We start from the raw sequence: 21,278 nt of genomic DNA on the forward strand, positions 1-21,278 counted from the left end.
AATATACTCGGACTTCCTACTAATTTCCAGAGGACGGAGCCGGCCGGCGGCTTCGTCCGGGGGCCAAGTTCGGTAAGTTAGGGACTGTGAAGATTGCTACCTGGAATGTGAACTCGCTCCGTGCCCGCGCCGACCGTGTGGAGTCCTGGCTTCAGCGCACGGACTGCGACGTCCTGGCCATCCAGGAAACCAAATGCAAGGACGAGAACTTCCCCTGGGAGCTCTTCGAGAACATGGGCTACGAGGTGGCGCACTTCGGCCTGAGCCAGTGGAACGGCGTCGCGATCGCCTCCCGGGTGGGACTCGACGACGTCGAACGCACCTTCCTGGACCAGCCCGTGTTCGGCAAGAGCGGCAAGGACGCCGTGCAGGAGGCCCGCGCCATCGGCGCCACGTGCGGCGGCGTCCGGGTCTGGAGCCTCTATGTCCCGAACGGCCGCGCCCTCGACGATGAGCACATGCCCTACAAGCTCAACTGGCTGGACATCCTGAAAAACCACGCCGGCACCTGGGTCAAGGAGGACCCCGAGGCGCAGATTGCGCTGATGGGCGATTTCAATATCGCCCCCCTGGATGATGACGTCTGGGACATCGACTACTTCCGCTCCGAGGGCCTCACCCACGTCAGTGAGCCTGAGCGGGCCGCCTTCCATGCCTTCGAGGAGGCCGGCTTCCAGGATGTCGTCCGCCCGCACACCCCGGGGCCCGGCGTCTACACCTACTGGGATTACACGCAGCTCCGCTTCCCGAAAAAGGAGGGCATGCGGATCGACTTCATCCTCGCCTCCCCGGCCCTGGCGGCACGGGTCACCGGTGCGATGATCGACCGCGAGGAGCGCAAGGGCAAGGGCGCCTCGGACCACGCCCCGGTGATTGCGGAACTGGCGGACTAATGGCTGCCGGCCAGGGAAGCGTCGTGATCCAATGACGGGGAGCATCTACCACGGACAGTCCGGGCTGCCGTTCTCTTCCGCGCTCCGGATCTACGAGCCCCTCGAGGCGTTCCCCGAACAGCAACGGAAGACCCTGGAGGCCGCCGGCGCCGGCCAGGCGTCCCGCGCGGCTGTGGAGAACGCCGAGCTCCTGGCGTCCCTGGGCCGCATCACCCGGCCCGACGGCGATCCGTTTCCCACCGGCCGGACCGATCTGGTGCGCGTTGTCGCGGCTCCGGCCAGGCGGGCCCCGTCCGGCGCAGCGCACGACGCCGCCGGGTCCGGGACTGCGGCCGCCCCGCAGCCCGACCGGTTGCTGTACTGCCCCAGCCAGCTGGTCCTCCGCGCCGGGCTGGCCGCCAATGCCCTGATGGAAGGCATCCACGGGCCCCTGGCCCAGCTGCTGATCCCGGAAGAACAGCGGGACAAACACCAGGAACGCATTGATGAGGTGCGCGCCCACGACGGCCTGAGCCGGGTCCACACCAGGGCGTCCACGTGGGGCATTCCGTTCAGCTGGTTCTGCCTTTTCCAGGAATCGGATCCCACCGACGTCGTCGAAGCCGACGGCCACATTGTGACGGTCCGCATCCGCGCCGGCATCAGCAACGCGCTGGAGCGGGTGAGCTATGCGGTGGCGCACCTGGCCCTCGCCGCGCCCGATCTCGACATGCTTGAGGACCTGACCCAGTTAACGGAATGGCTTGAGCTCTTCCACCCGGACTCGGCGGTGGAACTCGACTACGGCGGGGTGGCAGACAAGGTCTATCCGGATGATTCGCCGCTGGACGTACGCCTCGGCATCGAGTGCCTGGCGGAGGGGGACATGACCGGCGCCGCCGCGGCCTACCGCCGGCTGGCCTCGCGTTGGGTGCCGATCCGCCAGCTGGCCCGCGCGTCCTAGCGCGGCCCGAACTCCGCTAGCTGAGCCGCGCGGACTGGCGCAGCGGCGGCGCCGTCGTCGTCCGGATAATCAGCCGGTGCGGCGCCACAGCGGACTGCACGGAGCCGGAAATGCCGTCGAGCTCGTCCAGCAGCATTTTGGTGCCGAGTTCGGCCTGCTGGTCCGGGCGCTGCCCGACTGTGGTCAGGCCCATGGCCTCGGCGAAGTCGTGGTCGTCGATGCCGATGACCGAGAGGTCCTCCGGGACGCGCACACCGGCTTTGTTGGCCTCGAAGATGACGCCCATGGCCATCTCATCGGAGGCGCAGAAGATTGCTGTGGGCTTGGCACCGCCGGCGGCCCAGAGGCGGCGGAATGCCTCCTGACCGCTGCGGACGGTGAAGTCCCCCCAGAGGTCCCATTCGGCCCGGACGGGCAGCCGCGACTCGCCCATGATGTCGTGGAAAGCCTGGATCCGGACCCTGGGGACGTCGAAGTTGAGGTCGGTTTCGTCGTCGCCGTGCAGGAGCGCGATGTCCGTGTGGCCCAGCCCGATCAGGTGGCGCACTGCGGTGGCGGCCGCGGCGTAGTCGTCGATGCCGATGTAGGGGCACTCCTCGACGTGGCCTCCCACCACCACCAGCGGGATGTCGATTTTCTGGAGATGCTCGATTTCCTCGTGGGTGAGCGCCATGCAGAGGACCAGCAGGGCGTCGATCTGCTTGTAGACCATGGTCTTGCTGAAGAGCCGCTCACGGTGGCTGCCGTGGCCGCCGAGGTTGAAGAGGGAAAGGTTGTACTGCCGGGAGTGGAGTTCCCGGTCGGCTCCCTCGATGGCCTTGGAGAAGAACCAGCGGCTGACGAACGGGGCCAGGACGCCGATGGTTTTGGTCCGGCCCGTCGCCAGGCCGGACGCCGAGGACGACGCGACGTAGCCCAAGGATTCGGCGATGCCGAGGATCTTCTCGCGGGTTGCCGGGGAAACACGGGGCAGTCCCCGGACGGCACGGGATACGGTGGCCGTTGACACGCCCGCAGCGGCGGCGACATCCTCAATGCTGACGCCCGAGTGGCCTCCGCGCTGCGCCCGTTCCGTCCGTGCCACCTGTGCCCCCTAATTAACGGTCCGTGGAAGCCTGGCGGCTGCCCGCAGACGTGTTGCGTCCGCCTCCCCCCGGCGGCTGAATAATCCTGCCCGGCTCCTGCCCGGCTGCTGTCCCCCTGCTAGGAGTGCCGGCTGGCCGTCCGGCGCGGCAAACGCCGGCGCAGCCGGATCATCCCGTAGAGGGCCAGCAACATGGCGAGCAGACCCAGGGCCCAGAAGAGGGCTGGCTGGGCGGTCACTTCCATCCAGACAGTGACCACCAGCAGCACCACGGCCCAAAAGCCGAGGAACCCGATGATGATGTCGAAGTCCTCGCCGGAGCGCACCTTTCGACGCGTCGCCGGCACGTGACCCTGGTTCTGCTCGTCAGTCATCACGCCTCAGTCACTTAACCGCGCCGGCCGTGAGGCCCGCGACAATCTTACGCTGGAACACCAGCACCAGGATGACCAAGGGAATGGTCACAATAGTGCCCGCAGCCATGATGGCGGTGTACGGAATCTGGTTCGGCTGCGCACCGGCGAAGCTCGCAATGGCCACGGTGACCGGCTGCGTTGCGTCGGACGAAAGCTGGCTGGCGATCAGGAATTCATTCCACGAGGAGATGAAGGCCAGGATGGCGGTTGTGAAGATGGCCGGTGCGGCCAGCGGCATGATGACCTTCCGGAAGGCCTGTCCCTGCGTGCAGCCGTCCACCCGGGCCGATTCCTCGAGCTCCCACGGCATCTCCCGGAAGAAGGAGGTCATGGTGTAGACCGTCAGCGGCAGCACGAACGAGATGTTCGGGATGATCAGGGCCTGGTAGGTGCCCATCCAGCCGATGTTCGTGAAGAGCTGGAACAGCGGGGTGATGAGGGCGACGCCGGGGAACATGGAAGCGCCCAGGATGAAGCCCAGCACAAGGTACTTGAACTTGAAGTTCAAGCGGGCCAGTGCGTAGGCGGCAAACACGCCGATCACCAGCGACACCAGGGTGACGACGGTGCCGATGAACAAGCTGTTCAGCAGTGCCTGGCCAAAGTGGTTGCCGAAGGACGTGTCGAACGCCGTCCTGAAGTTGTCCAGCGTGATGTGAGTCGGCAGGATCGAGGTGTCGTAGGTGTAGCCGACGTCGCGGAACGCCGTCACCACCATCCAGTAGGCCGGAGCCAGGCACCAGAAGAGGATCACGACCGCACTGATGTAGGTCCGGCTCTGGGCCCACTTCTCGCGGTTCTGCGCGGCCTTCCGCCCCCGGTCCTGCTCTGCGCGCAGCTCGGTTGCGGCGCTCGTCGCGGCGGTCATTTCTTCCCCTTACCTGCGCCGGTCTGCTGCTCCACCACGTTCGCTCCGAGGAAGCGCACGAAGATGAAAGCCACCAGAAAGATGATGATGAACGTGATGGTGGACAAAGCCGCCGCCGCGTTGAAGCCCTGCCTGATCTGGTTGATCACCAGGATGGAGAGCGTGGTGGTGTTGTTCGCTCCGCCGGTCAGGATGTACGGGAGGTCGAACATGCGCAGCGCGTCCAGGGTGCGGAACAGGATGGCCACCATGAGCGCCGGTTTCACCAGCGGCAGGGTGATCATCCGGAACCGCTGCCAGGCTGAGGCGCCGTCGACCTTGGCCGCCTCGTACACTTCCGCGGGAATCATCTGCAGGCCGGCAAGAATCAACAGCGCCATGAACGGCGTGGTCTTCCAGACGTCCGCGATGATCACGGCCCACCTGGCCGGCCATTCGCTGCCGGTCCATAGGACGGTGGTGTTGAAGAGCTTGTTGCCGATGCCTTCGAAGGCGAAGATGAACAGCCACAGCTTGGCCGTCACGGCGGTGGGGATGGCCCACGGCACCAGGACGGCTGCACGGACCAGGCTGCGGCCCTTGAAGGCCCGTGCCATGATGACGGCCATCCAGAAGCCGAGCACGGTCTCCAGTGCCACCGTCACGATGGTGAAGAAGAACGTGGTGCCGGTGGCGGACCAGAACTGCGCGCCGAGGGTTCCCGGCGGGCAGTCAACGGTTCCGCCGGACGGTGCCGGGCATTGCTGGAAAATCCAGTTGTAGTAGTTCGAGAAGCCGGCCGGGCCACCCTCAACGAAGAGACCCGTAGCGGGGTCCAGACCGGCATCCTTCTGGAATGACATCACAATGGCGGTGATGATCGGATACACGATCACTACCGACAATGCGAGGATGGTCGGCGCCAGCAGCCAAGCTGCCCAGCGCCCCTGCGTCGCGATGCGGTTGTCCTCCCCAACACCCTTGGGTGCGTGGTGGATCGGTGCCCCGCCCGACGCCGGTGCCTTGACCGACGTCGGGCCTACTTCAGTTGCCATGATGGACCTACTGTCCCGCGCTAGCGGACTCGATGGACTTCTGCATGTCGGACAGGGCCGCGTCTACAGTCTTCTCGCCCTTGATGGCCGAGTACGCGTTTTCCTGGATGGCCTTGGTGACGGCCGGGTAGAACGGGGTGACCGGGCGCGGCACGGCGTTCTCGATCGAGGTCTTCAGGACCGGCAGGTACGGCAGCTTGGCGACGAGCTCCTTGTCGTCGTAGAGCTTGCCGAGCACCGGTGCGAGCGAACCCTGCGTGGCGAAGAACTTCTGGGTCTCTTCGGTGGTGAGGAACTTCAGGAAGTCCACCGCGGTGGCCTTGTTCTTGGAGTAGACGCTGATCGCGGCGCTGTGGCCGCCGAGGGACGAGGCGCCCGGACCGGTCTTGCCGGGGAGTGCGGTCATGCCCAGGACGTCCTTGACCTTGGAGGAGCCTTCGGTGGTGGCCAGGTTGTAGACGTAGGGCCAGTTGCGCAGGAACAGCAGCTTGCCGTCCTGGAATGCCTGGCGGCTTTCCTCTTCCTGGAACGTGATGGCTTCCTTCGGGATCGAGCCGTCTGCGTAGGCCTTGGTCAGGTTGGCCATGCCGGCCTTTGCCTCCGCGGTGAGCAGGTTGGGCTTGCCGTTCTCGTCCAGCACGGCTCCGCCGGCGGAGTTGATTGCCTCGGAGGCGTTGACGGTCAGCCCCTCATACTTCTTGAACTGGCCGGAGTAGCAGCCGATGTTGTTGGTCTTGGCGATGGAGCACATGCTCATCATCTCGTCCCAGGTCTTCGGGGGCGTGGGGACCAGGTCCTTGCGGTAGTACAGGATGCCGCCGTCGGATGATTCCGGTGCCGCATACAGCGTGCCCTTGTAGGAAGCGGCATCAACGGTCGGCTTCAGCATGGCCGAGGTGTCCAGCGCCATCTTGTCCTTGAGCGGCTGCAGCCAGCCCTTGGCGGCGAATTCGGCGGTCCAGACGACGTCGACGCTCGCGACGTCGTAGCCGGGGTCCTTGGCCTGGAAGTGCTGGACGAGGTCGTCGTGCTGCTGGTCGGCCTGGTCGGTCTGCTCCTTGAAGGTGACCTTTTCGTTCGGGTGGGCGGCGTTCCACTTGTCGATCAGCGGGCGGACCACGTTGCTGTTGTCCTTGCCCTGAACGTAAGTAATGGGGCCGCGCCCGTCCAGGCCCTGCGAGGCGGCGTCGCTGCCGCTGGTAGTGCCGCCACCTCCGCCGCCACACGCCGAAAGGGTGATAGCCAAAATGCCTGCCGTGGCGACGGGAAGTAGGAAATTGCGGGTTTTCATACTGGAGTGCTCCTCGCTGAGTACCGGTGAAAAACGGCCGTACTGATGGTGTGCCGACCATCACAGTAATCAACAGGCAGTCCGGAATGCAAGCGTTTACATGAAACCTTTATGCAAAGGAGATTCCGTGGCCCGCCGGCCGGCCACCTCAGCGGACCCGCTCGGAACGGCCGAACCGCGACCGCGCGCCGGATCCGATGTGGATCAGCACCGGGGTGCGTTTGCCGATCACCGCGTCGAGCGCCTCTACCAGGGCGGAAACTTCGGCGGCGAGCCGGTGCGGGGCGACGCCCTGGCGCGGTTCCACCCGGATCTTGAGGGCCGGCTCACCGCTGATCTTGTAGGCGGCGACCGTGACGCCGGCCAGGTCGGGCCGGTCCGCCAGCGCCGCGCGGAGAGTCTGCTCCGCCACGCCGCCGCTGATTCCGACGTTGCCGGGCACCTCACCCGGGTCCTCCTCTGCCACGAGCAGGCTGGTCCGGCCCGTACCCTGTTGGGCAATCCAGGCGATCATCAGGCCAATCACCACCAGCAGCGCCACGCAGATGGCAAGCCACAGCCAGCTCCCCTGGCGGCGGGGGAATTGCGTCCGTTCGAACAAATCGAGCCAGAAGCTCAGGACGCCGCCGGCCCACTCATGCCACCACACGCCCACGGCCGGGACGCTTGCAAGCAGTATCAGGAGGACGCCGACGGCGAGGAGCAGGATGCCAAGGATGCCAATCAGTACGCGGTTCAGCGCCCGGGGGGTGTTGTTCATGCCCCCACCACCCCGGCTGTGGATACCTGGATCCGCACTTCCGGCATCGGCCAGGGGCCCATTTCCTCCACTTCCCGGCGCACAGCATCCAGGACGGCGTCCGGGCGCAGCGGCACACCGGAGGTCGGCCGGACGTTGACCGTGATCCGATTCCGCGACACGACCACCATCACCTGTTCCTTGGCCACGTTGGCGGCCAGCCGGGCCCGGCGCGCCAGGGCAGCGGCGATCACCTCATCGTCCACCACGACGGCGGCCCGGCGGTCCGGGAGCAGGTGGCGTGCCCGCCGGCCGGGCAGCACGGCATTGAGGAAGAAGAACAATCCGGCCATCGCGATCACAGCGCCCGTGACACCGAGCAGAAGCGGCGGGATTCCCGCCGGGAGCGCGACTACCCGCTCGGCCGCGGTCTGCGGATCCACGAGCCACGGCGGCTGCCCGATCGCACGGACCCCGGTCTCAAGCAGCGCATAGCCGAACACGACCATGACCAGGCCGGCCGCGATCACGGACACAACAGCGCGCGATGTGTGCGTCTCCCGTTTCACTATCCGGCCCATGCCCGCGGCGCCGGAACCCAACGGCGCGCTCCCCTGCACCGCATCGGCGTCGTGCCCGGCGGAGTCGATCCCGGCGTTCTGGGTGTCCTGGCTCAATGTACCCGGCCTCCCCCGCGCACGGCGGCCCCGCTGATGCGGATGTCCACCCGGCTCAGCTGCGCTCCGGTCAGTTCCGTCACGCGGCGCAGAATCTCGGCCTTGGCGGCGACGGCACGCTCCCAGATGGAACCGCCGAATCCGGCGACGCGGCCGGGGTCCCGGACCACAGCGGTGAGATTCGGGACCGCGACGGGCATGACAAGCGACAGGGCGAGCAGCCCGTCATCGTCCGACCAGTCGGCGCGGACGTCGTGCGCCGGGACACCGAGGGCCTCCCCCGCGGCCGCCCGGGCCACGCTCGTCAGGGCCTGGGTGCTGATGCGGTTGTGCCCGGCCACCGCGGCGCCGGGGATCGGCGCTTCTGCCGTGATGCTCATGAGGAGGAACGCCGGCCCGTGAGGGCGTCAAACACGCTGCGCAGGTCCAGCTTCCCCTCTGCGGCCCGGCCCAGGAGGGCGCCAATGGCCATGAAGAACAGGGAGCCGAGGAAGCCCCAGACACCGAACTGGAAGGACATGAAGGCCACGAAGGCGCCCATGGCGATTCCCACTACCGTCAGACTCATTGGATTGCCTCCCTGACTGGCCGGGCCTCGGCGGACGCGGCCGGTTTGGCCGGGCCGGGCACATAAACGTCGTTGATCTCGATATTGACCTCGATCACTTCGAGACCCACCAGTTCCCCGACGGCGGCGTAGACGACGGCGCGGACCTGGTCCGCGAGGGTCTGCAGGGGGGTGCCGTACACCGCAACAAGATCGATGTCCACGGCGACCTGCGTTTCGCCGACTTCCACGCGGACGCCTGCTGCGTGATCAGCGTTGCCGACGGCGTCGCGGATGGCCCCGAGGGCGCGTGAGGGTCCTGATCCCAACGAATAGACGCCGGGCACCGATCGGGCGGCGATGCCCGCTACCTTGGCGACGGCAGTTTCCGCTATGACCGTGCGGCCGGTGCCGGCCGGCGCGGACAGACCGTCTGTAGGACTGACCAGGGCATCGGGACCGGGCTGACCGGCTGCGAGCCCGGCAACGTGTTGACCGGCCGCAGGACCGGCGACGGGTTGAGAATTCTGGTATTCCATAACGCACTCCCCCTTCTCTTTGACACAACCCTAGTCCCTGCCTTGGGGCGCGTGGGGGAATCTTGCGGCGCCCGTTCCCACAGTCCATGCAGGTGGGGGCGGGAACGGGCGGCCTGCATCGGGGACAAGGCCAGCCGTCTGTCCGCCGCGGGATGTCAGCCGGGGGCCGACGCGGGCGTTGGCCTGGCCGAACCCCCTACTTGCAGTTGGTGGCGATCCAGGTCGTGACCGGCGCCATGGCGGCCTGGAGCTTTCCGCTGGAGAAGACCGTCTGGTCGGTGACGCCGGCAACGGCCACCTCCTTGAGGTTGGCGAAGTCGGCCTTGAGGCTGTCCGGGACGCGTTCGGCCGTCTCGGCCAGCTCCGTTTTGAACTGTTCCAGTTCCGCCGTCTTGCCTTGGGCGGCCGACAGCGGAAGGAGCGTGGCGCCGGTTGCCTGCTCCGAGATCTTGGAGCACGCCTCGGCTGCGCTGGTGAAGCCGCCGAACGGTCCCGAGGTCCCGCTGGGGCTCGGCGTGGCGGACGCGGAAGCGGTGGACTCGCCCCCGGCGGACGTGCCCGCGGCGGACGAAGGCGCGCTGCCGGCCTGCGGGGCCGAACACCCGGTAAGCGCCAGGGCTGCGAGGAGGGCGGTTGCGGCGAGAGGACGGGCAATATTCTTCGAAGTCACGTTGCAGAATCACTTTTCGGTTGAGATTGCGCCGCCTGCCCGGACCGGGCTGCCGGCGGCCTTGGTGTTCTTTCCCCAGCGTGCGAGTCTAGCCCGGCCGGCTGGACGGCCCCCAAACGGTCGCCGCCATCGGCCGCCCATCGCCCGCCCCTCGCCGCCCGCCTCCCCCCGTCGATAAAGCGGAGCACCAGAAGGTGTTAAAGAAGAAAAGCACCAGTTCTCAAAGAACTGATGCTTCCCAGTGGTGGCTCCGACCGGCGTCGATCCGGTGACCTTTCGATTTTCAGTCGAACGCTCTACCAACTGAGCTACAGAGCCTAGGTGACGTGTCACCTTGAAGGCCGGAATTTCTTCCGGCAATCAGAGCGACCCTGACGGGACTTGAACCCGCGACCTCCGCCGTGACAGGGCGGCGCGCTAACCAACTGCGCTACAGGGCCTTGCTTGTTTACTGCTTGTTCTTGCTGTCTGCGATATCGCTACCGCAGATTTTCAAGGCCTTTAGCCTACCAGACTTTTTCACCCGGTTTGACCAGTTCCTTGCGTACCCCCAACGGGATTCGAACCCGTGCCGCCGCCGTGAAAGGGCGGTGTCCTAGGCCGCTAGACGATGGGGGCCAGGACGCCATCCGTCGGAACATATAGGGGCAAAAATTAAGGGCCGAAGCCTGTCGTTTTTGTCCTTTCGGGTTCCTCCGAACTGGACTATAAAACTATAAGGGCAGACCCCCGGATTATCCAAAATCGGCCCTTCCCGCCGATACAAAGCCGGGCCAAGATAGGGGCGGGGCCGGGCAGAGTGGGTGCAAGATGGACTGATGAATGCCGTTGATGCCCTCAATGAGATTGCGTTCTGGCTCGAACGCGGGCTCGCCCCCACCTTCAAGATCCAGGCGTTCCGCAAGGCAGCCGGGATTATCGGCGCCCTGGACCCGGAGGAGGTCGCAGCGCGGGCACGCAACGGCAGGCTCAAGAGCATGAAGGGGATCGGCGACAGAACGTTCGAGGTCATCCGGCAGGCGGTCGACGGCGGCGTGCCCGACTATCTTGAGGATCTGCGCCAACGCGGGCAGCAACCCCTCGCGACCGGCGGCGCCGAACTGCGCTCGGCCCTCCGCGGGGACCTGCACAGCCACAGCGACTGGTCCGACGGCGGGTCCCCGATCGGACTGATGGCTGACGCCGCCCGGACGCTGGGCCGGGATTACCTCGCCCTGACGGATCACTCCCCCAACCTCAAGATTGCCAACGGCCTGAGCGCCGAACGCCTTCGGGAACAGCTGGACATTGTTGCGGACATCAACGCGGACGGCGGGGACTTCCGCCTCCTGGCCGGGATCGAGGTGGACATCCTGGAGGACGGCACCCTGGACCAGTCCCCGGAGATGCTGGACCGGCTGGACATCGTGGTGGCGAGCGTCCACTCGAAGCTCCGCTCCGACCGGCGCACCATGACCGAGCGGATGCTGGGCGCCATCAATGATCCGCACACGAACGTCCTCGGCCACTGCACCGGCCGGCTGCTGCAGGGGCCGAGGGGAACCCGCCCGGAGTCCGAGTTCGACTCCGCGCGCGTGTTCGCGGCGTGCGCCGGCAATAATGTGGCCGTCGAGATCAATTCCCGCCCCGAACGGCAGGATCCGCCGGACGAGCTGATCCGGCTGGCTCTCGATTCCGGCTGTCTGTTCAGCATCGACAGCGACGCCCATGCGCCGGGCCAGCTGGATTTCCTGCAGTACGGTGCCGAGCGCGCGGCCTCGAACGGGGTACCCGCCGAGCGGATCGTCACCACCTGGCCGCTGGATCGGCTGCTGGAGTGGGCCGGAAACGGCAAATAGCGGCCGGACAGCTGCCTTGGGCCAGGCCCCAGGGCTACCAGGCCCAGGGCTACCCCAGCCCGCGGATGCCCAGCCGCCCAATGCCCTGCCTGCCCGCCGAGGCCTAGGCCCGGGACGGCTCCGGCCCTACGGGCCGCCACGGCGTGGGCCTGGGCAGCCAGCGCGGGACATTGCTGCGGTACTCCTCGTACGCCGCACCGAACTTCCGGGCCAGTGTGGGCTCCTCGTACTGCCGGACGAAAGCCACCACCGGGATGGCGCCGATGCCCAGAGCCAGGAAGAGCCTCGGCTGGCCCAGCAGGAGCCCCTGCCCCGCGACGGCCGCGGCAATGGACACGTACATCGGATTCCGCACGTACCGGTAGAGACCGCCGACCACCAGTTGCCTGGGCGGGGCAAATGGCGCGGGGGTCCCGATGCCCTCGACGGCGAAATGCACAAAGGAATTCGCGATGACGGCAGCACCCGCACCGATCATCATGGCGCCCGCGATCTGCGCGGGCACCCCGCCGGGGACCGGGGACTCCACTTTCCAGCGGGTCAGCAGCCACGGCACCACGCCCGCGGCGGTTGCGGGGGCGACCGCGAAGACGGCTGTGCCGATCGCTGCACGCCGTCGTTCGCTGGCCGAAGCTGGGGATGCTGTCATACCAGCAATCGTGACCCCGCCACGTTGAGCGGACAAGGGCCCACCGCCCCCTGGGACGGGGGATCAGCCTGAGCTTTCCCGACACTTTGCGTGGGCGCGCGATGGGCGGCGCGCGGCGGGGCGGAGCGGCGGGCGGGCGCGTGTCAGGCCAGCAGCAGCACGGCAAGGGTGACCATCACGACGGCGATGCCGGCGTCGAGCACACGCCAGGCCGTCCGGCGCCGGAACAGGGATGTCAGGAACCGCGCCCCCGCGCCGAGGGCGGTGAACCAGGCAATGCTTCCCAGGCCGGCCCCGGCGGCGAACCACCAGCGCCCGGCTTCGCCCTGGGCGGCAGCGAGGGACCCGAGCAGCAGCACCGTGTCCAGGTAGACGTGCGGGTTCAGCCAGGTGAAGGCCAGGCAGGTGCCAAGGACGGCGGCACGGCCGGCGGCGGGCTTGTCGCCGGGATTCTCCATCTGCTCGCCGCGGACCGCACGCCGGGCCGCGAGCGCCCCGTAGGCAAGGAGGAACGCCGCCCCGGCCCACCGGATCACGACCAGGGCAGCGGGCGCCCGGTCCAGGAGGATGCCGATGCCCGCGACGCCCAGCAGGATCAGCACGAGGTCCGAGACCGCGCAGACTGCCACCACCATGACGACGTGCGAGCGCTGGATGCCCTGCCGGAGGACAAAAGCGTTCTGCGCGCCGATGGCAACGATGAGGGACAGGCCGGCGGAGAGACCGGAAAACAGGGGAAGGATCACCACTCCACGGTAGGCGCCCGCCGAAGATGAAACCAGTTAAAGATTCTGCTGATACGTAAGATGGGCTAATGATGGAGATCACCCCCGAACAGGCCCGGACGCTGGCCGCGATTCTGACGCACGGGAGCTTCGACGCCGCGGCCGCGCACCTGTCCGTGACGCCCTCGGCGATCAGCCAGCGGGTCCGGGCCCTCGAGACCGCCGTCGGCCGGCCCGTCCTGACCCGGGCGCGCCCGCCCGGACTCACAGAGTCCGGCGAGGCCGTGGTGCGCTTCGCCCGGCAGCTGGAAATGCTCTCCGCGGACCTGGCCGAGGAACTGCAGCCGGAGCACCCCCGCGGAGGGACGCGCCTGACGCTGGTGATCAACAGCGATTCCTTGCATACCTGGGCGTTGGCCGGCCTCGCAGCGGCCAGTGACAACGTCCAGCTCGAGATCCTGCGTGAAGACCAGGAGCACTCGTTGAACCTGCTGCGCGCCGGAGCCGCCGCTGCCGCCATCACGGAGACAGCCCAGCCCGTGCCCGGCTGCTCGTCGAGCAAGCTGGGCACCATGCGCTATTTGCCGGTGTGCGCTCCGGGCTTCGCCCGCCGCTGGTTTGGGGCGGGTGCGACTGGCGCGACGCTCGCCGCCGCTCCCGTTGTGGTCTTCGACCGCAAGGACGACCTGCAGGACCGCTGGCTGCGCCGGGTCAGCCGGGCCTCCCTGCAGCCGCCGCGCCACTATGTCCCGGCCGCCCAGGAGTTTGGCGATGCCATCCGCTGGGGCATGGGCTGGGGCATGATGCCCGAAATCGAAATCGGCGAGGACCTGTTGGCCGGCAGGCTCGAGGCCCTCGCCCCGCGAGCGCACGTGGACGTTGCCCTCTACTGGCAGCAGTGGCGGCGCGGCTCGGCAGCGCTGAACGACGTCGCGGCCGCTGTCCGGACGGCAGCGCGCGTCCTGCGCTGAGGCCATTCGGGATGTTGGCAGGATCTCGACTAGACGTGACCGATTCCCGCCAGCCGGGAGGAGGCGGGAACGGCTACATTGGCAGCATGGCAACAACCGCCGCATCCGGCCCCACTCCGTCCGCAGGCCCCCACGAAGGGTCTCCGCACGCCGCCCCCGCACCCGCCCCGCAACCCGCGCCGCCCCCTCCCGGGCAGCCGGCCACGATCAGCAGGCTCGGCATCGCCGCCGTCATCGTCACCGTGGTCCTGTGGGCCTCCGCCTTCGTGGGCATCCGCGCCGTAGGCCCGAGCTTCTCCCCTGGCTCCCTGACGCTCGGCCGGCTGGCCGTTGCCGCCGTCGTGCTGGGCCTGCTGGTGGTGCCCAAGCTCAGGGGCCTGCCCCGGGGCCGCGAGTGGTGGCCCATCCTCGCCTATGGCGTCATGTGGTTCGGAGGCTACAACGTGGCCCTGAACGCCGCCGAACACATGCTCGACGCCGGCACGGCCGCCCTGCTGATCAACGTCAACCCCATCCTGGTGGCCGTCATGGCCGGAGTGATCCTGAAGGAAGGGTTCCCGCGCTGGCTCATCATCGGCAGCCTCATCGCGTTCGGCGGCGTGGCCGTGATTGCGCTTGGTTCCGGCCAGCGGTCGACGGCGGACGTGGCCGGCGTGCTGCTTTGCCTGCTTGCGGCCGCGCTGGCCGCTGTGAGCGTGATCGTCCAAAAACCGGTGCTCCGCAAGTTCCCGGCCGCCCAGGCCACCTGGTTCGGCATCATGGTGGGCGCCCTGTGCTGCCTGCCCTTCAGCGGCCAGTTGGTCACCGAGTTGCAGTCCGCTCCCCTGCCGGCCACCCTCGGCCTGGTTTACCTGGGCATCTTCCCCACTGCGATCGCATTCACCACCTGGGCCTATGCGCTCTCGATGATTGATGCGGGACGCCTCGCGGCCACCACCTACCTGGTCCCGGGCACCACAATCCTGATCTCCTGGCTGGTCCTGGGCGAGATTCCGACCATCTGGGGCCTGGTGGGCGGCGCGATCTGCCTTGTGGGCGTGGGGCTGACCCGGCGCCGGTCCCGCTAGAGTTTGCCTATGCCCTCCTCCCTCCCGCCCGGCCTGCCGATCGTTCCGAACGGCGGGGAGGGCAGTGCCGGCGGGGACGGTGGTGACGGCCCGGACGACGGCCCCTTCCCGATGTCCGAGGCCGATTTCGAGGCCGCCGTGAGTGATGCCCTCGACCGGATCCCGCCGGATCTGGCAAAGACCATGAGCAATGTCGCGATCTTCATCGAGGACGACTACACCCCGCAGCCCGGCGAGGATCCAGACACCGTGCTGCTGGGGCTCTATGAGGGGGTGCCCCTGACCGAGCGGGACTCCTGGTGGGACGCCGGCTCGCTGCCGGACCGGATCACCATCTTCCGCCAACCCATCCTGGACATCTGCACCTCCCGGGAGGACGTGATCGAGGAAGTCACCGTCACCGTGGTGCACGAGATCGCCCACCACTTCGGCATCAGCGACGCGCGCCTGCACGAGCTCGGCTGGGGATAGCCTTGTAGGCATGGGACACGACCACAGCCACTCGCACGGCATCACTGCCACCGGCAAGCACCGCAAGCGCCTGGTCGCCGTCCTGGCCATCACGCTCGCCGTGGTGCTCGTGCAGACGATCGGTGCGGTTGTCTCCGGATCCCTGGCCCTGCTCGCCGATGCCGGACACATGCTCTCGGACGCCGCCGGCGTCTTCATCGCCCTGCTGGCCGCATGGATCGCCACCCGGCCCGCCAGCGATCTGCGCACCTACGGTTACCAGCGCGCCGAAGTTCTGGCGGCGCTGGCAAACGCACTGGTCCTGATCGTCATCTCGGTGGTCATCTTCACCGAGGCCATCCGCAGGCTCGGCACCACCCCCGAGGTCCACACCGACGTCATGCTCGCCGCGGCGGTCCTCGGCGCCGTCGCCAACCTGGTCTCCCTGCTGATCCTGCGCGGCGCCCAGAAGGAAAGCCTGAACGTCCGCGGCGCCTACCTCGAAGTCCTGGGGGATCTGCTGGGGTCCTTTGCCGTCATCGCGGCGGCGGTGGTCATCATGGTCACCGGGTTCCAGGCGGCCGACACCATTGCCTCGATCCTCATCGCCCTCATGATCCTGCCCCGGGCCTGGCACCTGCTGCGCGACGTCGTCGACGTGCTCCTCGAGGCCACGCCCAAGGGCGTGGACGTTCAGATGATCCGCGACCACATCCTTGCGGTGGACGGCGTGGTATCCGTCCACGACATCCACATCTGGACCATTACCTCCGGTGTCCCCGTCTTCTCCGCCCACGTGGTGGTGGAAGACGCAGCGCTCGGCGCCAAAGGCGCCGACCGGGTTCTGGACAAACTCACCAGCTGCCTTGGCTCCCATTTCGACACCGAACACTGCACGTTCCAGCTCGAGCCCACCACGCATTCAGAGCACGAGGCCCACCAGCACGCCTGACCGTCGGCAGGACACACCCGTCACGGACGTGGCCAAATGACACTCGTGTTGTTTATGTTATTCATGTGACTCGTGTTGCCAAAGTAGCCTTTGGCACGTAGCCTCATGCCTGCTGGGTGATCCGCAGAGGGCTTTCACGCGCCAAATCCGACCTCGCTCACTCCAGCCTGAGACTTCAGCGAGGTTGCCCATGAGTTGGATCCGATCCGGCCGCAAGACGGCTGTGCTCTGCACCGCCGTCGTCCTCCTCGGAACGCTCGCGCTCCCGGCCCAGGCCGCGCCGCTGATTTCTTCGCAGATTTCTCCGCAGGGGCGCCCGCCGCTGGAGACTGCCGGCCGGGTTCCGGCGTCGCCGGAGATCCCCTCACCGGAAGAGATCGCTGCCGCCAAGTCCAGTGCAAGCTCGACGGCGGCAGAGGTCACCAGGATCGACGGGCTTCTGGCCGACGCGTCGGCCGGCCAGGAAACCAGCCTCGCCGCATCCCTGCAAGCAAACAACGCGTACGGCGAGGCCCTCGTGGAGCTGGCCACACGCCGTGACGCGGCGGCTGTGGCGGCCGCCAGGGCTGCCGCCGCCGGGGCAGAACAGGCCAAAACCCGCAAACAGCTGGGCCAGCTGGCCGGTGACCTGTACCGCAACGGCGGGCTGAACCCGGCCCTCAGCAGCTTTGTCAGCGGCTCCGGGCGGGCCCTGGAGGATGCAGCCACGCTGGAGGCTGTAACGGCCGGACGCGCGCGGGCCTTCGAGTCCGCGGAAAACGCGGCCACGGCCGCGCAGTCCCTGACCGAAGCCGCAGCGGACGCCAACCGCGCCGCCGACGAGGCCGCCGCGACTGCCGCGGACCGCAAGGCCGACGCCGGCCGCGCCGACGCCGCCCAGCGCCAGGTCGTGGCCGATGCCAAAGCGCAGCGCAGCGCGCTCGTGGACCAGCTGGCAAGCCTGAGAAACACCACCGCGGCGCTGGAATCGGCCCGGGTGGACGCCCTCGACCGCCAGCGCCAGCAGGCTCGGCTCGCAGCACTGACCGCGGCGGCAGGCCCAGCGCCGCAGCCTGGCACGGGTTCACAGCCGGCACCGGCAGCACCGGGACGGGACGATTCAGCCGCAGGACAGCCAGCCGCTCCGGCTCCCGCCGACGTGCCGGCCCCCGCTGCAGCGCCCGCACCCGCGCCCGCACCCGCGCCCGCACCGGCCTCCGCTCCGGCTCCGGCGTCCGCGCCGGATCCCGCACCGGTACCTGCTCCGGTCCCCGCACCGATTCCTGCCCCGGTCCCGGCGCCAGTACCCGTTCCGGTTCCGGCGCCGATTTCCGGCGGGTCAAACCAGACCGCGATTTCGGTGGCGCTCGGCAAGACCGGATCGCCGTTCTTCTACCAGTACGGCGGAACCGGGAGCTATGGGTTTGACTGCTCGGGCCTGGTGCAGAATGCGTTCGCCGCCGCAGGGAAGTACCTGCCCCGCACGGCCTCCCAGCAGTTCGCCCAGGCCCCCGTCCATGTCCCGCTCTCCCAGGCGCGTCCGGGCGATCTGTTCGTCTGGGGTTCGGCCCCGGGCTTCTACCACGTGGCCATCTACCTCGGCGGCGGCCGCGTGGTCCAGGCGCTGAACCCCGACGCCGGCATTACCGTGACCGATGTTGCCGCCATGTCCGGGATGCAGCTGTACGGCTACGCGGCCCGTTACTGAGACTGGCGGCTAGGAGAGCACGTCCTTGGTGATGAACCTGCCGTAGGCCAGCGCGCCGAAGACGGCGACGTAACCGCCCTGGAGCAGGGCATTGGCGGCAAAGGAATCCCAGGAAACCGGCTGCCGGAGCAGATCGCCAAAGTCCAGCCAGTAGTGGCTGAAAAGCCAGGGATGCAGCCACTCGAGTTGCGGCAGCGCGTCCAGGACCTGCGCGACGACAGAGAGCACCACGGTGGCCGCCATGGCCCCCACCGGAACATCGGTCAGGGTGGAGATGAACAGCCCGATCGCCGACAACCCCAGCAGCGAAACCGCCAGATAGGCGGCGATCAGCAGGAGCCGGACCAGGGCCTCGCCGGTGCCGATCGTGTCGCCGGAGAGCAGGGTCACCGGCCCCACGGGGAAGAGCGCCGCGCCGATTCCGGCCCCGGTCAGGGCCACCACGAGCGGGGCAACGATCACGAACACGGCCGCCCCGGCATATTTGACGATCAGCAGGCGGATCCGCCCGGCGGGAGCCACCAGCAGGTACCTCAGGGTCCCCTGTCCGGCCTCTCCGGCGATCGTGTCTCCGGCCACGACGCCGACGGTAAGGGGCAGGAACAGCGGAACGGAGACCACCATTGCCGTGACGCCCACGAACAGGCCGTTCTGGGCGATCCGGTCCAGGAAGGCCGGCCCGCGGCCTGCCGGCACGGCCGAGGAGACCCGCACCGCCACCGCGATCAGGATCGGGATGGCCGCCAGCGCGCACAACATGGCCCACGTCCTGCGGCGGCGGAACAGCACCCCGAGCTCGGACGCCAGCAGGTCACCGGTCAGGGACCCGTGCCGGACCGGCGCAGCGCCCGCCCCGCCGTCCCCGCCAGCGCCTGCGGCCGCTTCGTTGGGGCCCGGCGCCGGGGCAACTGACGGGCCGGCTGCCGGATCGCCCGCGGATGAGCTGTTACTGGACAACGTCGAACCCCTCCCCCGTCAATGCCACAAACCGGTCCTCAAGGCTGGCCTGTTCGGTCGCGAAGCCGCGGACCCGGACCCCCGCCGCCACGAGGGCCGCCACCACGGCCTCCGGCTGCACGGCCGCCCGCTCCACGGACCGGGACGATCCTCCGTCTTCCCTGGCAGCCGGAGCCCCAGGCAGGGACGCGAACAGGGCCGCGTCGGTCCCGGAGCCGGCGGCACCGGAAGCAGCGCCACCGGGAGTACGGCCGTCGGTGCCCAGGGTCGCGGTCAGGCCGAGGCCGGCCAGCACCTGCGCCGCAGTACCCGGATCCGGGGTCAACACGCGGATCCTTGCCTGGCCGGCCCCGCGCAGTTCCGTCAGGGTTCCCTGCGCCACAAGCCGGCCAGCGCTCATGATGGCCGCATGGGTGCAGATCTGCTCGACCTCGGCCAGCAGGTGGCTGGAGACGAACACCGTGGCGCCGTCGGCCGCGAGCGATCGCACCAGGCTCCGCACCTCACGGGTGCCCTGCGGATCCAGCCCGTTGGTGGGCTCGTCCAGCACCAGCAGTTCCCGCGGGGCGAGCAGGGCGTTGGCGATCCCCAGCCGCTGCTTCATCCCCAGCGAATAGGCCCGGACCAGCTTGTCCGCGGCGTGCGTCAAACCCACCCGTTCCAGGGCTGCCTGGACGCGGGCACGCCGAGTGGCGCCCGAACCATAGGGGTCCGCGGCGTCCATGCGGCGCAGATTCGCGGCGCCGGAGAGGAAAGGGTAGAACGCCGGTCCTTCCACCAGCGCCCCGACCCGGGGCAGCACGTCATTGAGTTTGCCGGGCATCTCCTCGCCCAGCACGCGCATGGAACCTCCGGTGGCCGTGGCCAGGCCGAGCAGGAGCCTGATGGTGGTGGTCTTCCCCGAACCGTTCGGGCCCAGGAAACCAAAGACCGCGCCTTTCGGCACGGCCAGGTCGACGCCGTCGACAGCCATCTGCTGGCCGAACCGTTTGGTCAGGCCCGTGGTCTCAATGCTCAGCTCGGCCGCCGGCCCGGCGGCGCTCACGCGGCCGTCACCGGATGGTCAGGGAGCAACCGTCGGCCACCGGATACCGCACCGGACATCACTTCTGTGCGGCAGCGGCCTGGAGCCGCTCCAGTGGCACGGAGCCGGCGACGACCCGGCCGTCGTCGAGCACCAACACGTTCACCAGCGCGGTGGACAAGAGCCGGCCGCCCTGGACCGGGACGGTGGCCTGTTCGAGCAGGGCCGTGGCGTCCGACGCCGGGCCGGCCGTTCCCGCCGGGAACTCAACAACCGAGTCCCAGCCAGAGCCGGTGACGGCCGGCTTGCCGGCGCGGTCCTTGGCCGCCGGCGCTGTGGCGTTCCCGGCGTCGTTTCCGTGTTTGTGCTCCTTTACCGGAATCTCCTCGACCGTGGCGCCCGGCGGCGGGGTGAACGTGAAGACCGACGCGTCGGGGGCCCCGAGGGTCAGGCTGGTGTAGGCGACGCGGAAGGCGGGATCCGACTGTCCGCGCGCCTTCACCTCGACGCCCAGCGGCAGCCCGGTCTGGCCGTCAACGGCTACTGCGATGGACCCGACCAGCGTCGCATCGGACTTTGGTGTCAGCACCAGGTTGTAGGCGGGCCGGCCGGCTACCTGGACATCGGCGCCCACCGCCACGTCGGTGCCCGGTTCGATCTTGGCCAGAAGCATCGCGGCGAGCTGGTCGGGGGTGGCGGTGACGTCGGTGCCGGCGCTGTGACGGCCTGTGTCACCGGCGTCGTCGGCCGGGAGCTGGGCATGGGCGGCCGTGTTGTCCTTGGAGTTGTAGAACCACACGTCGTTGCCGTGGCGGATGGCGTTGCGTTCGGCCAGCCGGTCCATCACCTGGACGCGGGCGTTGTCCGGGCCGTCGCGATAAACCCGCGCGGTGTGCGGCCCCGTCAGCAGTTCGAGCCATGCCGTCCCTGACGCGTCCGGGCCGGCACCGGTCTTGGGCAGCTCAGGAAGCCCGAGCGCAGAGGACTGTTCCAGGGTTCCGGAGAGAGCGGGCTGGCGGTGCTGGGCAATCAACTGCAGCACCTGCTCCGGCGTCTTGGGCGGCAGGGGATCCCCGGCGCTGGCGGGCAGGGATCCGGCCAGCGCGCCGGCGGCAATAACGGCAGGAACGGCGGCAGCGGGCAGCCAGCGCAGCCACGTGCGCGTCATCGTGACCGCGCTCCGGAAAGAGATGTTCCAACTATCCGCGCCTGGGGAATGCGCGCTTCAGTGCAGCTCATAGGTCAACAGTACGCCTG

General features: G+C 68.4%; 24 protein-coding genes and 3 tRNA genes. 8 read left to right on the plus strand and 19 right to left on the minus strand.

The genetic code is table 11. From position 1 onward, the window contains the following. The first annotated feature begins 86 nt into the window (after positions 1 to 86). Together AC1D1A_RS07450 and AC1D1A_RS07455 are read left to right on the plus strand one after the other, a co-directional pair. Positions 87 to 893 carry an exodeoxyribonuclease III gene (locus AC1D1A_RS07450; protein WP_476873257.1) on the plus strand — a complete coding sequence of 269 codons (807 nt, stop codon included), beginning with the start codon at positions 87 to 89 and terminating at the stop codon, positions 891 to 893. Between the two features lie 31 nt (positions 894 to 924). Next, positions 925 to 1,836, plus strand: coding sequence for a DUF8083 family protein (locus tag AC1D1A_RS07455; RefSeq protein ID WP_476870142.1), 912 nt, complete (start codon positions 925 to 927; stop codon positions 1,834 to 1,836). A 16-nt stretch (positions 1,837 to 1,852) separates the two neighbouring features. On the opposite strand, the gene AC1D1A_RS07460 is transcribed toward AC1D1A_RS07455, so the two are convergent. The 14 genes from AC1D1A_RS07460 to AC1D1A_RS07525 form a co-directional block, all read right to left on the minus strand. Further along, the gene (locus tag AC1D1A_RS07460) at positions 1,853 to 2,920 is read right to left on the minus strand and encodes a LacI family DNA-binding transcriptional regulator (protein WP_476947439.1); all 1,068 of its coding nucleotides are present in this window, start codon (positions 2,918 to 2,920) and stop codon (positions 1,853 to 1,855) included. A 119-nt stretch (positions 2,921 to 3,039) separates the two neighbouring features. Next, a complete protein-coding gene (locus AC1D1A_RS07465; RefSeq protein ID WP_079552393.1) occupies positions 3,040 to 3,294 on the minus strand; it encodes a hypothetical protein in 255 nt (84 codons plus the stop codon). A 10-nt stretch (positions 3,295 to 3,304) separates the two neighbouring features. Continuing rightward, positions 3,305 to 4,204, minus strand: a complete 900-nt coding sequence (locus tag AC1D1A_RS07470) for a carbohydrate ABC transporter permease (RefSeq protein WP_476859442.1) — start codon at positions 4,202 to 4,204, stop codon at positions 3,305 to 3,307. Then, positions 4,201 to 5,238, minus strand: coding sequence for a carbohydrate ABC transporter permease (locus tag AC1D1A_RS07475; RefSeq protein ID WP_026266860.1), 1,038 nt, complete (start codon positions 5,236 to 5,238; stop codon positions 4,201 to 4,203). Before AC1D1A_RS07475 ends, AC1D1A_RS07470 begins: the two co-directional genes overlap by 4 nt. Before the next feature lie 7 nt (positions 5,239 to 5,245). Beyond that, positions 5,246 to 6,529, minus strand: a complete 1,284-nt coding sequence (locus AC1D1A_RS07480; protein WP_028277787.1) for an ABC transporter substrate-binding protein — start codon at positions 6,527 to 6,529, stop codon at positions 5,246 to 5,248. Positions 6,530 to 6,677: 148 nt separating this feature from the next. After that, on the minus strand, positions 6,678 to 7,289 hold the full coding sequence (locus tag AC1D1A_RS07485) for a hypothetical protein (RefSeq protein WP_230007798.1): 612 nt from the start codon (positions 7,287 to 7,289) through the stop codon (positions 6,678 to 6,680). Then, on the minus strand, positions 7,286 to 7,945 hold the full coding sequence (locus AC1D1A_RS07490) for a hypothetical protein (RefSeq protein WP_476873259.1): 660 nt from the start codon (positions 7,943 to 7,945) through the stop codon (positions 7,286 to 7,288). Before AC1D1A_RS07490 ends, AC1D1A_RS07485 begins: the two co-directional genes overlap by 4 nt. Next, a complete protein-coding gene (locus AC1D1A_RS07495; RefSeq protein WP_476851809.1) occupies positions 7,942 to 8,325 on the minus strand; it encodes a hypothetical protein in 384 nt (127 codons plus the stop codon). Before AC1D1A_RS07495 ends, AC1D1A_RS07490 begins: the two co-directional genes overlap by 4 nt. Beyond that, positions 8,322 to 8,513, minus strand: a complete 192-nt coding sequence (locus tag AC1D1A_RS07500; protein ID WP_223914590.1) for a hypothetical protein — start codon at positions 8,511 to 8,513, stop codon at positions 8,322 to 8,324. The genes AC1D1A_RS07495 and AC1D1A_RS07500 overlap by 4 nt, the downstream gene beginning before the upstream one ends. Then, positions 8,510 to 9,031 carry an Asp23/Gls24 family envelope stress response protein gene (locus tag AC1D1A_RS07505; RefSeq protein ID WP_230012588.1) on the minus strand — a complete coding sequence of 174 codons (522 nt, stop codon included), beginning with the start codon at positions 9,029 to 9,031 and terminating at the stop codon, positions 8,510 to 8,512. Before AC1D1A_RS07505 ends, AC1D1A_RS07500 begins: the two co-directional genes overlap by 4 nt. Before the next feature lie 196 nt (positions 9,032 to 9,227). Beyond that, on the minus strand, positions 9,228 to 9,701 hold the full coding sequence (locus tag AC1D1A_RS07510) for a hypothetical protein (protein ID WP_243181367.1): 474 nt from the start codon (positions 9,699 to 9,701) through the stop codon (positions 9,228 to 9,230). A 242-nt stretch (positions 9,702 to 9,943) separates the two neighbouring features. Continuing rightward, positions 9,944 to 10,019: transfer RNA gene (locus tag AC1D1A_RS07515), tRNA-Phe, on the minus strand. 48 nt (positions 10,020 to 10,067) lie between these two features. Continuing rightward, positions 10,068 to 10,141: transfer RNA gene (locus AC1D1A_RS07520), tRNA-Asp, on the minus strand. Between the two features lie 105 nt (positions 10,142 to 10,246). Continuing rightward, positions 10,247 to 10,319, minus strand: a tRNA-Glu gene (locus AC1D1A_RS07525). Between the two features lie 200 nt (positions 10,320 to 10,519). On the opposite strand from AC1D1A_RS07525, the gene AC1D1A_RS07530 reads away from it, so the two are divergent. Continuing rightward, a complete protein-coding gene (locus AC1D1A_RS07530; RefSeq protein WP_476947440.1) occupies positions 10,520 to 11,539 on the plus strand; it encodes a PHP domain-containing protein in 1,020 nt (339 codons plus the stop codon). Between the two features lie 103 nt (positions 11,540 to 11,642). Here the strand turns inward: AC1D1A_RS07530 and AC1D1A_RS07535 are convergent, their stop codons facing one another. Continuing rightward, positions 11,643 to 12,188, minus strand: coding sequence for a methyltransferase family protein (locus AC1D1A_RS07535; protein ID WP_476849820.1), 546 nt, complete (start codon positions 12,186 to 12,188; stop codon positions 11,643 to 11,645). A gap of 143 nt (positions 12,189 to 12,331) precedes the next feature. Next, positions 12,332 to 12,934: a LysE/ArgO family amino acid transporter gene (locus tag AC1D1A_RS07540; protein WP_476947441.1), complete on the minus strand. Its 603-nt coding sequence runs from the start codon at positions 12,932 to 12,934 to the stop codon at positions 12,332 to 12,334. Positions 12,935 to 13,002: 68 nt separating this feature from the next. Here AC1D1A_RS07540 and AC1D1A_RS07545 point away from each other — a divergent pair, with 68 nt between their 5' ends. From AC1D1A_RS07545 to AC1D1A_RS07565, 5 genes are all read left to right on the plus strand, one after another. Further along, a complete protein-coding gene (locus AC1D1A_RS07545) occupies positions 13,003 to 13,884 on the plus strand; it encodes an ArgP/LysG family DNA-binding transcriptional regulator (RefSeq protein ID WP_476947442.1) in 882 nt (293 codons plus the stop codon). A gap of 86 nt (positions 13,885 to 13,970) precedes the next feature. Next, the gene (locus AC1D1A_RS07550) at positions 13,971 to 14,951 is read left to right on the plus strand and encodes a DMT family transporter (RefSeq protein WP_476859450.1); all 981 of its coding nucleotides are present in this window, start codon (positions 13,971 to 13,973) and stop codon (positions 14,949 to 14,951) included. 9 nt (positions 14,952 to 14,960) lie between these two features. Then, a complete protein-coding gene (locus AC1D1A_RS07555) occupies positions 14,961 to 15,422 on the plus strand; it encodes a metallopeptidase family protein (RefSeq protein ID WP_476886703.1) in 462 nt (153 codons plus the stop codon). Positions 15,423 to 15,432: 10 nt separating this feature from the next. Beyond that, positions 15,433 to 16,353, plus strand: coding sequence for a cation diffusion facilitator family transporter (locus tag AC1D1A_RS07560; RefSeq protein WP_476849824.1), 921 nt, complete (start codon positions 15,433 to 15,435; stop codon positions 16,351 to 16,353). A 190-nt stretch (positions 16,354 to 16,543) separates the two neighbouring features. Then, positions 16,544 to 18,040, plus strand: a complete 1,497-nt coding sequence (locus tag AC1D1A_RS07565; protein ID WP_476947443.1) for a C40 family peptidase — start codon at positions 16,544 to 16,546, stop codon at positions 18,038 to 18,040. 9 nt (positions 18,041 to 18,049) lie between these two features. On the opposite strand, the gene AC1D1A_RS07570 is transcribed toward AC1D1A_RS07565, so the two are convergent. From AC1D1A_RS07570 to AC1D1A_RS07580, 3 genes are all read right to left on the minus strand, one after another. Then, on the minus strand, positions 18,050 to 18,862 hold the full coding sequence (locus AC1D1A_RS07570; protein ID WP_263407444.1) for an ABC transporter permease: 813 nt from the start codon (positions 18,860 to 18,862) through the stop codon (positions 18,050 to 18,052). A gap of 124 nt (positions 18,863 to 18,986) precedes the next feature. Further along, on the minus strand, positions 18,987 to 20,042 hold the full coding sequence (locus AC1D1A_RS07575) for an ABC transporter ATP-binding protein (RefSeq protein ID WP_476947444.1): 1,056 nt from the start codon (positions 20,040 to 20,042) through the stop codon (positions 18,987 to 18,989). A gap of 58 nt (positions 20,043 to 20,100) precedes the next feature. Next, positions 20,101 to 21,189, minus strand: a complete 1,089-nt coding sequence (locus AC1D1A_RS07580) for a LolA family protein (RefSeq protein ID WP_476870152.1) — start codon at positions 21,187 to 21,189, stop codon at positions 20,101 to 20,103. Positions 21,190 to 21,278 lie beyond the last annotated feature (89 nt).

It is taken from the genome of Arthrobacter sp. P1_B9 (assembly GCF_056406495.1).

Bases quoted from the DNA above. Each gene is read 5' to 3' on its own strand.
- AC1D1A_RS07505 (WP_230012588.1), bottom strand. From the start codon at position 9,031: ATGGAATACCAGAATTCTCAACCCGTCGCCGGTCCTGCGGCCGGTCAA.
- AC1D1A_RS07465 (WP_079552393.1), bottom strand. From the start codon at position 3,294: ATGACTGACGAGCAGAACCAGGGTCACGTGCCGGCGACGCGTCGAAAG.
- AC1D1A_RS07565 (WP_476947443.1), top strand. From the start codon at position 16,544: ATGAGTTGGATCCGATCCGGCCGCAAGACGGCTGTGCTCTGCACCGCC.
- AC1D1A_RS07485 (WP_230007798.1), bottom strand. From the start codon at position 7,289: ATGAACAACACCCCCCGGGCGCTGAACCGCGTACTGATTGGCATCCTT.
- AC1D1A_RS07535 (WP_476849820.1), bottom strand. From the start codon at position 12,188: ATGACAGCATCCCCAGCTTCGGCCAGCGAACGACGGCGTGCAGCGATC.
- AC1D1A_RS07495 (WP_476851809.1), bottom strand. From the start codon at position 8,325: ATGAGCATCACGGCAGAAGCGCCGATCCCCGGCGCCGCGGTGGCCGGG.
- AC1D1A_RS07500 (WP_223914590.1), bottom strand. From the start codon at position 8,513: ATGAGTCTGACGGTAGTGGGAATCGCCATGGGCGCCTTCGTGGCCTTC.
- AC1D1A_RS07555 (WP_476886703.1), top strand. From the start codon at position 14,961: ATGCCCTCCTCCCTCCCGCCCGGCCTGCCGATCGTTCCGAACGGCGGG.
- AC1D1A_RS07455 (WP_476870142.1), top strand. From the start codon at position 925: ATGACGGGGAGCATCTACCACGGACAGTCCGGGCTGCCGTTCTCTTCC.
- AC1D1A_RS07545 (WP_476947442.1), top strand. From the start codon at position 13,003: ATGATGGAGATCACCCCCGAACAGGCCCGGACGCTGGCCGCGATTCTG.
- AC1D1A_RS07550 (WP_476859450.1), top strand. From the start codon at position 13,971: ATGGCAACAACCGCCGCATCCGGCCCCACTCCGTCCGCAGGCCCCCAC.
- AC1D1A_RS07560 (WP_476849824.1), top strand. From the start codon at position 15,433: ATGGGACACGACCACAGCCACTCGCACGGCATCACTGCCACCGGCAAG.
- AC1D1A_RS07530 (WP_476947440.1), top strand. From the start codon at position 10,520: ATGAATGCCGTTGATGCCCTCAATGAGATTGCGTTCTGGCTCGAACGC.
- AC1D1A_RS07470 (WP_476859442.1), bottom strand. From the start codon at position 4,204: ATGACCGCCGCGACGAGCGCCGCAACCGAGCTGCGCGCAGAGCAGGAC.
- AC1D1A_RS07480 (WP_028277787.1), bottom strand. From the start codon at position 6,529: ATGAAAACCCGCAATTTCCTACTTCCCGTCGCCACGGCAGGCATTTTG.
- AC1D1A_RS07475 (WP_026266860.1), bottom strand. From the start codon at position 5,238: ATGGCAACTGAAGTAGGCCCGACGTCGGTCAAGGCACCGGCGTCGGGC.
- AC1D1A_RS07580 (WP_476870152.1), bottom strand. From the start codon at position 21,189: ATGACGCGCACGTGGCTGCGCTGGCTGCCCGCTGCCGCCGTTCCTGCC.